This is a genomic window from Ileibacterium valens (assembly GCF_001945525.1).
Taxonomy (GTDB): Bacteria; Bacillota_I; Bacilli_A; order Erysipelotrichales; family Erysipelotrichaceae; genus Ileibacterium; species Ileibacterium valens.
Map to the genome: position 1 here is coordinate 1 of NZ_MPJW01000024.1, position 14,348 is coordinate 14,348.

15 protein-coding genes are annotated in these 14,348 nt (G+C 39.9%); 11 read left to right on the top strand and 4 right to left on the bottom strand.

Annotated features, from left to right (window positions below; genetic code table 11):
* Positions 1-427: 427 nt before the first annotated feature.
* The 11 genes from BO222_RS00540 (at position 428) to BO222_RS00585 (ending at position 9,463) form a co-directional block, all read left to right on the top strand.
* Positions 428-1,381: a sugar ABC transporter substrate-binding protein gene (locus BO222_RS00540; RefSeq protein WP_075817425.1), complete on the top strand. Its 954-nt coding sequence runs from the start codon at positions 428-430 to the stop codon at positions 1,379-1,381.
* Entirely contained in the window at positions 1,378-2,550 is a 1,173-nt protein-coding gene (locus tag BO222_RS00545; protein ID WP_083647601.1) for a sensor histidine kinase, read from the top strand. The genes BO222_RS00540 and BO222_RS00545 overlap by 4 nt, the downstream gene beginning before the upstream one ends.
* Positions 2,551-2,692: 142 nt before the next feature.
* On the top strand, positions 2,693-2,953 hold the full coding sequence (locus BO222_RS14475; protein ID WP_430623971.1) for a response regulator: 261 nt from the start codon (positions 2,693-2,695) through the stop codon (positions 2,951-2,953).
* Positions 2,946-3,368 carry a response regulator transcription factor gene (locus BO222_RS14480; protein WP_430623972.1) on the top strand — a complete coding sequence of 141 codons (423 nt, stop codon included), beginning with the start codon at positions 2,946-2,948 and terminating at the stop codon, positions 3,366-3,368. Before BO222_RS14475 ends, BO222_RS14480 begins: the two co-directional genes overlap by 8 nt.
* Positions 3,369-3,452: 84 nt before the next feature.
* A complete protein-coding gene (locus tag BO222_RS00555) occupies positions 3,453-4,763 on the top strand; it encodes an ABC transporter substrate-binding protein (protein WP_158024526.1) in 1,311 nt (436 codons plus the stop codon).
* Between the two features lie 288 nt (positions 4,764-5,051).
* A complete protein-coding gene (locus BO222_RS00560) occupies positions 5,052-5,480 on the top strand; it encodes a PTS sugar transporter subunit IIA (RefSeq protein WP_075817427.1) in 429 nt (142 codons plus the stop codon).
* Positions 5,481-5,621: 141 nt separating this feature from the next.
* On the top strand, positions 5,622-6,113 hold the full coding sequence (locus BO222_RS00565) for a PTS system mannose/fructose/N-acetylgalactosamine-transporter subunit IIB (protein ID WP_075817446.1): 492 nt from the start codon (positions 5,622-5,624) through the stop codon (positions 6,111-6,113).
* A gap of 72 nt (positions 6,114-6,185) precedes the next feature.
* Complete coding sequence (locus tag BO222_RS00570) at positions 6,186-7,025, top strand: PTS mannose/fructose/sorbose/N-acetylgalactosamine transporter subunit IIC (RefSeq protein WP_075817429.1); 840 nt, start codon at positions 6,186-6,188, stop codon at positions 7,023-7,025.
* 2 nt (positions 7,026-7,027) lie between these two features.
* Positions 7,028-7,867: a PTS system mannose/fructose/sorbose family transporter subunit IID gene (locus BO222_RS00575; RefSeq protein WP_075817431.1), complete on the top strand. Its 840-nt coding sequence runs from the start codon at positions 7,028-7,030 to the stop codon at positions 7,865-7,867.
* A gap of 198 nt (positions 7,868-8,065) precedes the next feature.
* Entirely contained in the window at positions 8,066-8,338 is a 273-nt protein-coding gene (locus BO222_RS00580; RefSeq protein ID WP_143356870.1) for a hypothetical protein, read from the top strand.
* A 681-nt stretch (positions 8,339-9,019) separates the two neighbouring features.
* Positions 9,020-9,463, top strand: a complete 444-nt coding sequence (locus BO222_RS00585; RefSeq protein WP_075817434.1) for a zinc ribbon domain-containing protein — start codon at positions 9,020-9,022, stop codon at positions 9,461-9,463.
* Between the two features lie 210 nt (positions 9,464-9,673).
* On the opposite strand, the gene BO222_RS00590 is transcribed toward BO222_RS00585, so the two are convergent.
* From BO222_RS00590 to BO222_RS00605, 4 genes are all read right to left on the bottom strand, one after another.
* Positions 9,674-10,327, bottom strand: a complete 654-nt coding sequence (locus BO222_RS00590) for a DsbA family oxidoreductase (protein ID WP_075817436.1) — start codon at positions 10,325-10,327, stop codon at positions 9,674-9,676.
* Positions 10,328-10,643: 316 nt separating this feature from the next.
* Entirely contained in the window at positions 10,644-11,699 is a 1,056-nt protein-coding gene (locus tag BO222_RS00595) for a LacI family DNA-binding transcriptional regulator (protein ID WP_075817438.1), read from the bottom strand.
* Between the two features lie 426 nt (positions 11,700-12,125).
* Positions 12,126-12,941, bottom strand: coding sequence for an ABC transporter ATP-binding protein (locus BO222_RS00600; protein WP_075817440.1), 816 nt, complete (start codon positions 12,939-12,941; stop codon positions 12,126-12,128).
* A gap of 15 nt (positions 12,942-12,956) precedes the next feature.
* Positions 12,957-13,994, bottom strand: a complete 1,038-nt coding sequence (locus BO222_RS00605) for a FecCD family ABC transporter permease (RefSeq protein ID WP_075817442.1) — start codon at positions 13,992-13,994, stop codon at positions 12,957-12,959.
* Positions 13,995-14,348: the final 354 nt, after the last annotated feature.

A 14,348-nucleotide genomic window follows, 5' to 3' on the forward strand; every position in this document is an offset into this window, starting at 1 on the left:
CAAAAGGCGGAAATCTTCCGTTTCCGACTTTCCTGAGAGGAAAGCTGGAGCACAGAGAAGATTTCCGCCTTTGATGGTATTCAGGGATAACCGGGAATAAAAGCCCGTGCAAATTTCAAAAGGTTACTGTTGATCACAAGATAGGATCTTTTTTCTGATAATCAGAAGTTATTAAAGATCAAACAGGGAAATTCTGTAAAATTGATAAGTGGAAAATCCTTTTATGACAAATGTCATTAGTTTTTCGAATGGAATTCCTGTACGTTTTTAAGGTTAGAGACCATCGACAATCATAGCTTTTAACTAATCATTTCAGATAGAATTGTAATAAGCAACAACGGAATAATTACTGCTTATGATTCGGGTCATTGAGGTTTCATAATTGATTCAGAAGATTTAATAGAATAGTGATAAAAGGAAGTGAAGTATGAAGTCGAAACGAGATTTATTTCTATGGGGAATGATAGCTCTGATGTTTTTTACTTCGGCTTTCATATATGATCTCTACACGATGAAAAGTTATGGGGGCAACCGTATTTTCGGTGTCAGCTATATGACCATGAATAATCCATTTTATACTGTGATTCAAAATGAATTGGTTAAGGTTGTTGAAAGTCGGGGAGATCGTCTGGTTTTACGTGATCCAATGCTTGATCCAGATAAACAATCTGAACAGATCGAAGAGTTTATAAAAATGAAGGTCGATGGGATTTTCATTAATCCAGTCGATTCAATTACTATTGAAGAAAGTCTGCAGGAGGCAAAAGATGCAGGAATTCCCGTGATTGTCATTGACTGTCCGATGGATACCTCAAAAAGTACGACCAGTTCTATTTATTCAGATAATTTTGAAGCTGGTGTTCTTTGGGCAAAAGACCTTGCTTCAAAATTTGAAGGGGGCAATGTCGCATTGATCAAACATTCCGAGGTTCGAAGCGGAAGGGATCGTATTGAAGGCTTTCTTTATGAAATAACGAACTATCCTCAATTTAAAGTTGTGAATGAAGCGGAATGCTTTGGACAGACTGAACTTGCGATGCCTGCAGTGCTTTCAATGATGGAAGAAACTCCAGATATTGATTTCATCATGTGTTTGAACGATCCAAGTGCAATGGGAGCCATCGCAGCCCTTCAATACCTTAATCGGGACGATATACGAGTTTATGGAGTCGATGGGACTCCTGACTTTAAAGAGCAGCTGACAAGGTCTTCTTCAGCAGAAGCAACTGTCATGCAAATGCCCTATGATATGGCGAAAATAGCCTCGGAACAAATGTATAGAGCGCTGCAAAAAGATAAAATTGAGCCTGTAACTGTTATTCCTGTTAAATTGCTCGACCGCAGCAATCTGGATGTAAAAGCGCTGAGGGAGTGGCAATGAGTCGATTTACAGGAATGAGGATGATTTCATCTCTTCGAAACCTCATGGTGGGTCTGAATTATCTGATTGTTATGTTTTATTCCTCAGTTTTTCTGTTAGCTACTAGGTTTATTGTTAATCATCAAAAAAGTAATTTATTTTTAAGCGAGATCGATCATATTCCGAAAAATCCGGTAACAATATTTTTTGCCTGTCTGTTTCTGTATGCGGTCCTGGCGGCATTGATCCTATCACGGTCTGTCAGTGAAATATCTGAAAAAGCAGCCAATCTGACCAGTATCATTCTGGAGATCATCCTTGGGTTTCAGATCGTTTATTATCTGAACATGGCTTATTCAGGTCTGTTTCTTATGGTTTTTTCGGATTGCCTGTTTCATATGCGAAGGGAAAAGAATACGACCAGTTACAGTGTATTAGGAATTCTGGCCTGTTTATACTTCTTGTCGAATTATTATGTCGTTTCATTTTTCTTTCCGATGGCAGATCCAGCAGCCTATTTTAACGTTTTTGATCATTCGTTGAGCAGCCTTTTGATCATGCTGAAAAATCTGCTTGAAATGATTAATCTTCTGATCTTTGTAGCGTATCTTTCGCTCTATATTAATCATCAAACCAAGGAAAATGAGAATATTGCTCAAGAGTTAAATATGATTAACCAGGTGAATAGAGAACTGAAGAATTATGCGGCAATAACAGAGCGTATCGGTGAAAACAATGAACGTAAAAGACTCGCCAGAGAAATTCATGATACGCTCGGACACGCTCTAACAGGAATCGCAGCAGGGGTAGATGCGACATTGATCATTATTGATAAATCACCAGATCTTGCTAAAAAACAGTTGCATCTTGTTTCGCAGGTCGTTCGTGAGGGCATATCCGATGTTCGAAATTCACTCAATAAGCTGCGTCCAGGAGCTCTTGAACAGTCAGGGCTGAAGGGAGCACTGCAAAAGATGATTACTGAGTTTATCGGACTGAGTGATGATTTACAGATTGATTTGAATTATGAAGTTGAAAATATCGATTTTGAAGTAGCTAAAGAGGATGCCCTTTTTCGGGTAGTTCAGGAAAGCATCACCAACTCTATTCGTCATGGAGCTGCGAACCATATACAGATTCATTTTTACATCGCTGATGAAAATCTGAATATTATTATTGATGACAACTGATTTGGAGCTCATTGTATTGAGCCGGGCTACGGATTGACACAGATGAAAGAAAGAATTGCGGCAATTCATGGAACTATACATTTTGATGGATCTGATGGATTTACAACTCGGATTCAGGTTCCACTGCAGAAAGGGGAATTTCATGATTAATGTTGTGATTGCGGATGACCAGGCGTTGATTCGAGACTCACTGAAAATTGTTCTATCCATGGATGAGGAGATTAAAGTCGTAGGGACTGCGGCCAATGGACTCGAGGTTCTGGATCTCCTGAAAAAAGAATATGTGGATGTCATCCTTATGGATATTCGAATGCCAAAAATGGATGGTGTTCTGGCGACGCGTCTGGTCAAAAAAGACTATCCAAAAACAAAAGTAATCGTTCTGACGACATTTGATGATTGATGATTTTGTCTTCTCTGCTTTGAAATATGGAGCAAGTGGATATCTTCTCAAAGGAGTATCCATGGAAGAGCTGGCCATGTCGATTAAAACGGTACACTCAGGCGGAGCCATGCTGAACCCTGATATTGCTGCCAAAGTTTTCAATATGTTTTCAAAGAATCAGTCAGAAGAGACGATTATCCGGGTGGATGAAAATTCGGAAAATGAAATCTCCAAAACGGAGTGGAAAGTTATTCAACAGATTGGTCATGGACGTTCAAATAAGGAAATTGCAGCGGCTCTTTATCTTTCAGAGGGGACGGTTCGAAATTATCTTTCAAGTATCCTGAATAAGTTTTCTCTTCGTGATCGAACACAGCTGGCCATCTGGGCTGTAGAAAACCGTGGACGAATCCGGGAGATGGTCGGAGATTAGTGGATGGTTGATAGAAAAAGAGAGTTAAACGACGGGAAATCGCATAGATTAAAAAGATTTCTTGACACTTTTAATTCAAAAAGGATGAAGCAGCAGTGTGACAATATTCGAAAAAAACATCGAATTCTATTTGAAGTGATTGTTGGACTTGTCTTATCTGTATGTATCTGCAGTCTCCTGCGTTTTTTACCTATCCCTTATACTCTTCATCTTGGAATTTTATCCACCAGTAACTGGAATGTGCCGGAGAGTGGAACTTATACGATTGTAGATGAAGTGATCTCTCGTTTTGAAAGTACTCATCCTTATGTGAAAGTAAAATACACCAGTGGAATCGTCAGAGATGACTATTCGCAATGGCTTTCGGAACAGATTGTAAAAGGGATGCAGCCTGATCTGTTCATGGTACTGGATCAGGACTTTAATACTATGGCCAGCCTTGGGGCTTTGAAAGAACTGAATTCTTTTATTGAGCAGGATCAATATGTCCAATCCGCAGATTTTTATTCATCAGCGATCGAAGAAGGGACTTATAATCATCAAATCTATGCTTTGCCCTACCAATGCAACCTGAAGCTGATGTTCGTTAACAAGGGTCTTCTAAAAAAAGAAGGAATAGTAGTTCCTGATTGGAACTGGACTACAGAAGATCTTCTCCGTATCAGTTCGCAGATTACAAAAGATTCTGATTTTGACGGTATTGTCGACCAATGGGGAATTTCAGGGTATACGGTGGATGATACAATCGAGGCCTTTGGATTGAATTTATTTAATGATGAAGGCAATACGGCCTATATCAACCAGAATGATGTTCGCCAGGCTGTGCTTTTTATGCAGGAGATGGCTGCTGTAGATCAAAGCAATTTTTCAGGAAATACAACCGAGGGTTTTGATTCAGGGCAAACGGCTTTTGCGCCAATGAGTCTGGCTGAATATAAAACTTATGGTCCTTATCCATGGAAAGTACGTCGTTATTCTACATTTGATTGGACGATTTTACCAATGCCTTCTCTGAACAGCGAACAATCCCGCTGTTCGCTCGAAACGCTTATGATGGGGATATCGGCAACAACTGCCCATCCACAGGACGCATGGGACCTTTTGCGTTTATTTACATGTGATCCTGAAATTCAAACGATGATGATGGAACAGACCAGCGGAACCAGTGCGATGGTTCAACTGGTTAAAAATACTGAAATCGCAAATGATGAAGTATCCTGGGATATGCTTGATTTTGCTTTAAGCCATACGAAAGCAAAGAAGCGCTTTCGAAAATTCGAAGATGCCTCTCGTCTTCTGAATAATGGAATAAGTAAAATTATCAGATCCTCTTCGGATTTAGATCTTGAGCTTCTTGATCTTCAAAAACAGCTCAACTCTTTTCTCAGAGAATAATCAGAACTATGAATGCCTCACGGACAGCTGTCTGTATTATGCTGCTGGTTATTCATATTGTTATTTTACGGCTGACTGATCCGGTCAGCTTTTTTTTGTGGCCTGATCAGTCGAATTGCATGGCAGGGATAGAAAGGGGATTAGCTTTACCGGAGTAAAAATTATTAAATAATTCAAATGACATCTGTCACAAGATATTGTGAATTTCTAACAATCACTTATGACATCTAACAATACTGTAAAACTGAGAAAAAATCGAAAATATGTGTGTAAGAAGGGAGACGGAATATGAAATATGTAATTCTAGTCAGTCATGGGAAATTTGCGGATGGATTAGCCAATGCTCTTGGCATGCTTGCTGGACAACGAAAAGACCTGTTGAGCTGTGGATTAGAAGATGGTAAGAGTGCGGATGAATTTGCGGAAGCATTCAAAGATGTAATCTCGAATGTCAATACCGATGATGAAATCTTACTGCTTGGCGATCTGATCGGGGGAAGTCCTTTAACCACAGCCTGTAACGTTATCAATGAAAAGGGATTGACTGAACAAACCAGAGTGATTGGAGGAATGAATCTTCCACTGGCACTGACAGCATTACTTATGAAAGATGCGATGAGTCTGGATGATGCCAAAGATGGTGTGTTATCGGAAGCACAAGGAGCACTAAAAGAATTTCTACTTGCGGTTGAAGATGATGAAGACGAAGAAGTCTAAGATTGATCCAAGTTTGCAAACCCACAGAATTCTTATTTAAAAATGCATGAAAGATTGTTTAGCTACTCAATGGATCTGCAGAGAGCCGCTGCAAGATTCATAAAAAGAAAAATTTTCATTTTAAAGAAAAGGGAGGAAAAAATGAGCGTTACATTCTTAAGAGTTGATGATCGAATGATCCATGGACAGACTTGTACCCGATGGGCGAAAGAATTCCCATGCGATGGAATTATTGCAGTCAATGACAAAGCTGCAAGTAATCCTGTACTGAAAAATGCCTATAAGGCTGCTTCGGGTAAGAAGACATTTGTCTGGACAGTTGAAGACTTCATTAAAAAATCTCCAAAAGTTCTCGCATCAGATACTCAATACTTTGTAATTACAAAAAATCCAGTCGATATGGAAAAAATTCTGGTTGAAGCGGGCTTTAAACCAGGTGTAGAAACCTTGATTATCGGTCCTTGCAATGACAGACCTGAAGCTGTTAAGCTGGGCAACAATCAGTCGATTACTCAGGAAGAAGCGGATGCTCTGGAAAAGATTTCTAAAGCTGGTTACAACGTTAAATTTGCTCTGCTTCCAGATGTTTCGATCGGAAACTGGAACGATTTTAAAGGGGAATTTGGTTATTAATTTCTACAGTTATATCTGATAGAAGAATGATAAAGAAAAGAGAAAAAGATTTAACATAAGGAGAAAATTATTATGGAAATCAGTTGGCTGCAAGCAGCTATTTTGGGGCTATTTGCCTGTTTGGCAAGTATGCCAGGTATGGGTGGTACCAGTATTGGTAACTACACATTAGGTAGACCTCTCGTTGGTGGGCTGGTTTGTGGAATTGTTTTAGGAGATGTGGCAAGCGGTATCCTTGTCGGTGTAGCGATGCAGATCGTATACATTGCTCTGGTTACACCGGGTGGAACAGTTTCGGCCGACGTTAGAGCTGTATCCTATATCGGTATTCCTCTGGCAATGATCGCTTTGAAATCCTATGGCCTATCGGCTGATTCACCAGACGGACAGGCCTTGGCTACTTCTTTTGGAACTATGGTTGGTACGTTGGGAACTGTGCTGTTTTATGGCACCGCAACAATGAACCTGGTATGGCAACATATAGGTTGGACAGCAGTCGAGAAAGGAGACTACGACAAACTTTATGCTGTGGATATGGTTTATCCATGGATATCCCACATCCTGTTTTCGTTCTTACCGACAATGATCATGGTTAAGATGGGTGTTCCAATGGTTGATTTGATTAAAAACTACCTGCCTATGGATGGATTAGCCATGAAAACACTCTTTACTGTCGGCGCGCTACTGCCGTGTGTCGGAATCGCTATCCTGTTGAAACAGATCGTTACCAAACCTATCGACTTTATCCCGTTTTTCTTTGGATTTACTTTAGCCGCCTCCCTGGGTATTAACCTGGTATCCGCTACAATCATCGCTGCGATGTTCGCGTTCATAAATTATCGAATCAAGATGATTACCTTAACGAAACCACAAGTTGAACTCGCAGAATATGAAGAAGAGGAGGACATCTAATCATGGAAAAGAAGATTTCTAAGAAGGCTTTTAGTAAAGCCTTCAGAAACTGGTATTACGGACATCTGACCTGCTTCTCACAAGAACATATGCAAACATTCGGTTATATGGTAGCTATGCTGCCAATTATCCGTGATCTTTATCCTGATGATAAAGAAGCTCAGGCAAGAAGTATGAATACCTACCGCAGCTTCTTCAATACTGAACCTCAGCTGGGAACTGTTATCGTTGGTATTACAGCAGGACTTGAAGAAGCTCGAGCAAATGGATCAGGCGACGTTGATGATGAAACCATTAATGGTCTTCGCGCAGGTCTGATGGGGCCAATTGCTGGGATCGGTGACTCTCTGGTTGTAGGAACGCTGATTCCAATTCTGCTTGGTGTTGCTATGGGTATGTCAACAGGTGGAAGTCCATTAGGCGCAATTTTCTACATCATTGTCTGGAACCTGATTGCTTATTTCGGAATGAAGCTTTTGTTTGTCAAAGGCTATGAGATGGGTGGAAAAGCCGTAGATTTCCTGGTAGGACCACAGGGACTGGCTCTTCGTGAAAGCATTACCATGCTTGGTGGAATTGTTATTGGTGCTGTTGCTGCATCCTGGGTTTCAGTAAAAACCGCATTCAGTATGACAGCATCTGGAGCTGATGAACCATTCCTTGTTCTTCAGAACACATTAGATGGTGTTTATCCTGGATTTCTGACGGCTGCATTTATTATCCTTTGCTGGTGGTTAATGGCTAAGAAGAAAATGTCTCCTTTAAAAGTGATGCTGCTTCTGGTTGTGGTCGCTTTCCTTGGAGTTCTGGTTGGCTTCTTCGATCCAGGTCTGAACTACTAATTTTCAGATCAGAAAATAATTCGGTCTGATATTCATTTATTACACATATTGAGTATTAAAGCGCAATAAAGAGAATCTGTAAATCATTCATAGTTCATCAAAAGTTGATTCGAAGATTAGCTGGACAATCGAAAGAAATCACTTCTGATGACGATTGAATCGAACTTGCAGAACTTGATGATCTTATGGAGAGTAAACATGGAAAGATTAAGAATTGAACAACTTAAATCGGAATTTGTTCTACAGACACGTTTATATAATCGGTTAAAGAAATGGCTAAGCAATACAATGATCCTTTCATCATTATCCTTAAGTCTGATGCTTTTCATGAAAAACCAGACGGTGAGTTGCTGTATTGCATCGTTTATGATGGTTATCTCTATAAGCGCAATGCTGATCATAGGACTGGCGGTTAAACGAGGAAAAACAAATTTGGATAAGCTGACGACTTTGATAGACGAAGCTCTATAATTTATGATTATGTTTTATCAGCCACTCGTTTAGCACCAAATTGGTAAATGGATGACAATGAGATAAATATCATTGAAATAGTATTGTTTAATAATAATTTATAAATCATAATCTATCCTTTCTATAACCCTTAAATCTTCTTCCTTAGTAAAAGGCCGTAAGCTGCTACGCTTATGGCCTTTTACATCGATTATACGAGAAGTGAGTCCGTTATAAGAGTCACTAAGTTCCTGCGGGATCTGTTGCTTCTTCCAGGGCTCAAAGTAATTTAATCGTTGCGAGAGATGGTGATGGAAGAAAAAAGATCCCCAGTTACTTCTTCAACCAATCTCGGGCAGCCGAGAATATAAAAATCAAAATTAGATTTTTCGATATAACTTTTGATATTATTGAATTTCACTTTTTAACTTCTTGAAATTCAGAATCATGTTTCTATAAGTTCGGAGACAGGATTTTTTAACTCCGGAATAAACAAGCTCCCATTTTTATTCTCAATATGAGCTTATCGATTTGAGTGCTTCTGTCAGTAGAGATACAAATGAATGAAGACGTTTGCAATTGCTAGTCTATTGTTTTGGTTGAGGAATCAAATCTTATTTCTCCTGCCGCAACAACGAGTTGCTTTTGCAGGATCGCACCTGAAGATAAAATGAAATTACAAACAAGTACAGGAGAAAAATAATGGAAGTTAAAAAAATAATCAAAACGCTTCGTGAAAAGAATCAGCTTACTCAGGAACAAATGGCCGAACGTCTGATGGTCAGCAGACAGGCAATCAGCCGTTGGGAAAATGGCGATACTCAGCCGGATACGGAATCTCTGAAGCTTCTCTCTAAGGAATTCAATGTCTCGATCAATACGCTGTTAGGAACGCCGAGAAAACTCATCTGTCAATGCTGTGGAATGCCGCTCAATGAAGATGACTTAATCAGTCATGAACAAGATGGCAGCTTCAATGAAGACTATTGCAAATGGTGCTATGAAAACGGAACTTTTGTTTATGACTCCAAGGAATCCCTGATTGATTTTCTGGCAAAACAGATGCCAAATCCGGAAAATCTGAGTGAAGAAGCCATGCACAATCAGATCGATCTCTGGCTTTCGAAACTTAAGCACTGGAAGTAAATTCAACATGATCAGTTTCAGGAAATAGACTCTGAAGCAAAACGAAAGAATAAGACGATTATGAAAAAAGCCCATCTGATTATTATGGTCAGGTGGGCTTTCTGCCTTTAAAACAGATTCATCAAAAATTCATCCTGAATTCTTGAGATATTCAATCAGAAACAAGTTTACAAGAACTGAAAAAATCAGGAATACTCTGACTGATTCGTCTTATTCAGTTTCTTTTTCCTGTTTCAGATTGCGAAGGAGAACTTTTTTCATTTCTTCCTTAGTCAGATGCTCTGGAACAACTTCATGTCCAACGATAAAATAAGGAACACTTTGAGCATTTAAGGCTTCAAACTCCATTTCATCATTACGGATTTCACGAATATATAAATTGGATTCAAGCATCTGTCTGGCTAAATTTACATCCAGATCAGCCTCTTTTGCCAGTTCAAGCAATGTATTTCGATCTGCAAGGACTTTTTGCTTTGCAAAATAGGCCTGATGAAGAAGATCTCTTAAATACATCGCTTTTTTGGGATCCTGATCCATGGCAAATTTGAACAGTCGATGAGCATCCAGGTCAGTGGATTCTCTGGCTTTTGCAAAATCAATGTCCAGATCTGCTTCTTCTTTAGCCATCTGATCGATCCAGGCAGCCTGAGCCAGCGCTTCGTCATAGGTAAATCCATCTTTTTCCTGAAAAATCTGAATGAGAGAATGATCGCCTTCTCCATCCTCTGGTCGGTGAATCTCATAGGATTTGATGTCCATATTGATCTGATCTTCGAGTCCGAGTTCCTGAATTGCATTTTTCAGGTTTTCTTCGCCAACCAGACAAAACGGGCACTGTAAGTCAGCCCAAAGAACTATATTCATAGGTACTCTTTTCTACCGATATTTTCGGATAACAAAAAACATAGCTGTTTCAATATCTATTGTCATACCAAAACATTTAAATGAGGTTTCTCTTGCCTAAAGAAAATCGTTTTAAAATGCAGAAGTGATTCTTTGAATCAGAGCTCCATGCTATAGAAAAAAAGAAACCTGAAAGTTTCAGGCTTTCAGATTCCTTTAAGCAAACAAATAGGGATTCATACAAAACTTTTTCGAGCCTTCTTGCTTATCCGAAAAAATGAATCGTGAAAAATTCGTGATTCAGGATAAGAGATCAATCGGTTTGCGGTTGAAATTGCTAAAACAAATACTCGTCTTCATCCATTTCAGCTCTGCTCGTTTTGATTTTTGGCTTTTCCTCTTTCTTTCTTGTACTTTCTCTTTCAATTATTTTTCCTGTATAAACTGAATCAGCCGGGACTTCCTGGCGGTCAAAGACCTGATTCATCAAAGATACGGCCGTGCTGCATAAATATTCGATGCGGTTGTCATAAGAGGTTATATCCTTGATTGCAATGTGAGAGAGTGATGAATTGTTATAGCCTGTTATTTGAACATCTTCAGGAATTCTTAAGTTTTGATGAAGACAATATTTGATTGCGCTGGCAGCCAGGGCATCATCTGCACAGACTAGAGCATCATATTCACGGTTATCCAGTAAATCCGTCAACCCTTCCAGCATTCCGTCAAGATGACCATTTTGAAGAATTCTGTCGGTTGGATCGATGCCTGCTTCCTTGCAGGCATTTTCAAATCCCCGCATTTTTTTTGCGGAAGAATACGTTCTGCGGCGCATGATCATCAATGGATTTTTAGCTCCGTTTTCAAGAACCAATCGGGTTACGGAAGCTGAACCTGCTTCATCGTCGCATCGAATCGAATAAATATTGGGGTCTTTTAAAGCCCCGTTCATCAAAAAAACAGGAACTTTTTTTGCAGCGTCTTTGAGGTATTCATTATCTCTTGCTTTTGGTTCAATAAACTGAGATCCAATCAGGAAAATGGCATCGACATTTCTTGATAACAGAAGAGAAATAGCCTGCTGCTTATCTTTTAAATCAATTCCTGAACAGGTTAAAAGGGAAGTATACCCTTTGGCCTTGAGCTCATTCTGAAGATAGTAGATGGATTCCGCCTGATAGATGTCTCGTGAATCAGTGCTGACGATTCCAACCTGTGACATGGAAGAGGTTGCCATTCCTCTGGCAAAGGCATTGACAGAATAGTTGTTTTCCTCAATCACTTTCATGATTTTTGCTCTGGTCTTTTCAGAGACATAACCGGAATTATTGATGGCTCTTGATACGGTTGCGATTGAAAAGCCGGTTTCTTTTGCAATATCAAAAATATTCATAAATCATTGGCAAAGGATCCCATCCACAAATATGATGGGCAGGATTGCCGTACACTCCTTTCAGCAGATTAATGATGATCCTGTTGATCATTTGATTGTTTTCGTTTCATACCAATTCTTAAATTTGATTGTTTAGTTAACTTTGCAGGTTACGAATGGTCATTGGCTGAAGATGAATTAAAAGCTTTCAAAACTCAAACTGCAGGCTCAAATCGGTTAAGAGTTATGCTGCAAGTTTGAAAAATAATATCGTGTAAAATTGTGGAAGCCTTTCCATCATACCTTGGTAAAGCGGCGAAACATAATTATATTTTACCGGGAAAACGCTGTAAAAAGCTGTTTGATGCAAAAATGTGAAAGAAAAAATGAAAAAAGAGAACATTCACGTCATAAACGCGAAGTTCTCAATACGCAGATTTAGAGGAATTAATCCGTTTGATTATTGATCAGCCGATAGGTAACCATCGTTGGACGGCCAGTCCAGGGATCTTTTTCAATACAGGCATCAAGAGAGAATACCGCTTTTAGAACCTCAGAGGACATGACTTTTTGAGCACTTCCTTCAAAAAGAACCTGACCATTTCGCATCGCAATCAGATGATCAGAAAAGCGAGCGGCCAGATTCAGATCGTGAATGACCAGAGCGATCGTTTTATGTTCTTCCTGATTCAACTTTTGCAAAAGCTCAAGAACCTCAAGCTGATGGGCCATATCAAGATAGGTGGTAGGCTCATCCAGCAAAATTAATGGTGTGTCCTGAGCCAGTACCATTGCAATCCATACTCTTTGCCTTTGCCCTCCGGATAACTGATCGATGCTTCTGTCTTTTAAGGATTCTACTCCAGTTTCCTTCATGGCTTTTTCAATTATTTCATGATCTTTCTGAGTTAATCGGCCAACACCTTTCTGATAAGGATATCGGCCATAAGAGACAAGTTCTTCTACACTTAATCCCGCCGGAGCCTGCGGGCCCTGAGGCAATAAAGCCATCTTTCTGGCAATCTCTATGGAAGAAAGCTCAGACATCCTTTTTCCATCCAGGACAATTTCTCCGGTTTTATGGGGAATGACTCTGGCAAGGGATTTTAACAATGTGGATTTTCCACATCCATTTGGTCCGATGATCGAAGTGATTTTTCCTTTTGGAATAAAAACCTGCATGGAAGGAATAATCACCTTGTCTCCATAAGCAACTGAAAGATCGTTGGCATACAGGATGGATGTATCTTTTGTGTTTTCCATAATAATTACTCTTCACTACTCCTTCATTAACAGGTATAGAAAATACGGGGCTCCGATCACAGCACTGACAATTCCGATTGGGATTTCACTTGGCAGCAGCAAGGTTCTGGAAATGATATCAGAGAAAACCAGAAGAACTGCACCGCATAGAACAGTCACAATAATTAAGGAACGATAGTTTGGACCCGTCAGTTTTCTGGCCAGATGCGGACAGATCAATCCAACAAAACTAAGACCTCCGCCTACAGCGCAGCACAAACTCGACATCACGACGGAAGCGCTGATCAGAAGCAGAGATTCCTTTTCAACATTTACGCCTAACGAAATCGCATTCTCCTGTCCAAGTCCAAATATATTCAATACTCTTGAATGATAAAGACTAAATAAAATCATCATCAGCAAGCCGGCAAAAAGAATCATTACGTTTAACCAGCTGGCACCCCAGATGTTTCCAGCCAACCAGTTCTGTACAAATGCGTAATCAGAATCAGGCATTTTAAGCATAAGCATTGTCGTCAGGGAGCTGATGGCTAAGGAGATGGCAACCCCCATCAATAAAAGTCTTTTTGGTCTGAGTCTGCCCCCAACGAGTGCAAGTTTGTATTCGATAAAAGCAACAATTGCTGAGCCAGAAAAAGCTAATAAGGGAAGCAGAAAACTATATCCTTCAAAAGTTCCGCTGATCAATACGATAAACAGGGCTATCATCAGACCACTTCCGGCATTGAGTCCCAGAATACCAGGATCTGCCATATCATTACGGCTGACTCCCTGCAAAATACATCCAGAAGCAGCCAGCCCAATACCCACAAGCATACTGGTCAGTACTCGTGGAAGTCTTAATTCAAGTAAGGTGTACCGAAGAGATCCGGAACCTCCACCTGTAAGAATTTCAGCCATTTCTGATAATGAAATGGTCGAATATCCGGCATTGATATCAATAAATAGACCGACCAGAAGCAGAACAGCCAATACTGCAGAAACAATCCAAACACGTCTCGAAGTATATTGTCGTCCTGACTTTGTTGTTCGGGCGCTCTGTCTATTCTTCAAAACCGCGACCTGCTCGCATTTATCTGATATTTTCTGCTGTTAACGTTAAAATACTAGATAATGTTTTATTCCCCTTTCGTCCGAGAGGAAACGACGAACTCCGGTCTGCCAGATCAGAAGATCCGGAACCGGGGGTATAGTTCTCCAGGGGCTTAAATTCCCGCACGGCCTGCGGTACATATCAAATCCATTGCTCTGTCTTCTATGAATGGATTTGATTTTTTCTTTTACAGACTCATTTTGATCTTTGCGAGCTTTTCCTTTCTTTGTTGATTTGATCTGCTCTGAAGATATTCGAAAGATTGGGTTTTTCTTCCTGTCTTCAGACACTGCATCTTGGCGTCAATATAAATG

Excerpts from the sequence above, each read along its gene's own strand:
- BO222_RS00540 (WP_075817425.1), top strand. The coding sequence starts at position 428 with ATGAAGTCGAAACGAGATTTATTTCTATGGGGAATGATAGCTCTGATG.
- BO222_RS00545 (WP_083647601.1), top strand. The coding sequence starts at position 1,378 with ATGAGTCGATTTACAGGAATGAGGATGATTTCATCTCTTCGAAACCTC.
- BO222_RS14475 (WP_430623971.1), top strand. The coding sequence starts at position 2,693 with ATGATTAATGTTGTGATTGCGGATGACCAGGCGTTGATTCGAGACTCA.
- BO222_RS14480 (WP_430623972.1), top strand. The coding sequence starts at position 2,946 with ATGATTGATGATTTTGTCTTCTCTGCTTTGAAATATGGAGCAAGTGGA.
- BO222_RS00555 (WP_158024526.1), top strand. The coding sequence starts at position 3,453 with ATGAAGCAGCAGTGTGACAATATTCGAAAAAAACATCGAATTCTATTT.
- BO222_RS00560 (WP_075817427.1), top strand. The coding sequence starts at position 5,052 with ATGAAATATGTAATTCTAGTCAGTCATGGGAAATTTGCGGATGGATTA.
- BO222_RS00565 (WP_075817446.1), top strand. The coding sequence starts at position 5,622 with ATGAGCGTTACATTCTTAAGAGTTGATGATCGAATGATCCATGGACAG.
- BO222_RS00570 (WP_075817429.1), top strand. The coding sequence starts at position 6,186 with ATGGAAATCAGTTGGCTGCAAGCAGCTATTTTGGGGCTATTTGCCTGT.
- BO222_RS00575 (WP_075817431.1), top strand. The coding sequence starts at position 7,028 with ATGGAAAAGAAGATTTCTAAGAAGGCTTTTAGTAAAGCCTTCAGAAAC.
- BO222_RS00580 (WP_143356870.1), top strand. The coding sequence starts at position 8,066 with ATGGAAAGATTAAGAATTGAACAACTTAAATCGGAATTTGTTCTACAG.
- BO222_RS00585 (WP_075817434.1), top strand. The coding sequence starts at position 9,020 with ATGGAAGTTAAAAAAATAATCAAAACGCTTCGTGAAAAGAATCAGCTT.
- BO222_RS00590 (WP_075817436.1), bottom strand. The coding sequence starts at position 10,327 with ATGAATATAGTTCTTTGGGCTGACTTACAGTGCCCGTTTTGTCTGGTT.
- BO222_RS00595 (WP_075817438.1), bottom strand. The coding sequence starts at position 11,699 with ATGAATATTTTTGATATTGCAAAAGAAACCGGCTTTTCAATCGCAACC.
- BO222_RS00600 (WP_075817440.1), bottom strand. The coding sequence starts at position 12,941 with ATGGAAAACACAAAAGATACATCCATCCTGTATGCCAACGATCTTTCA.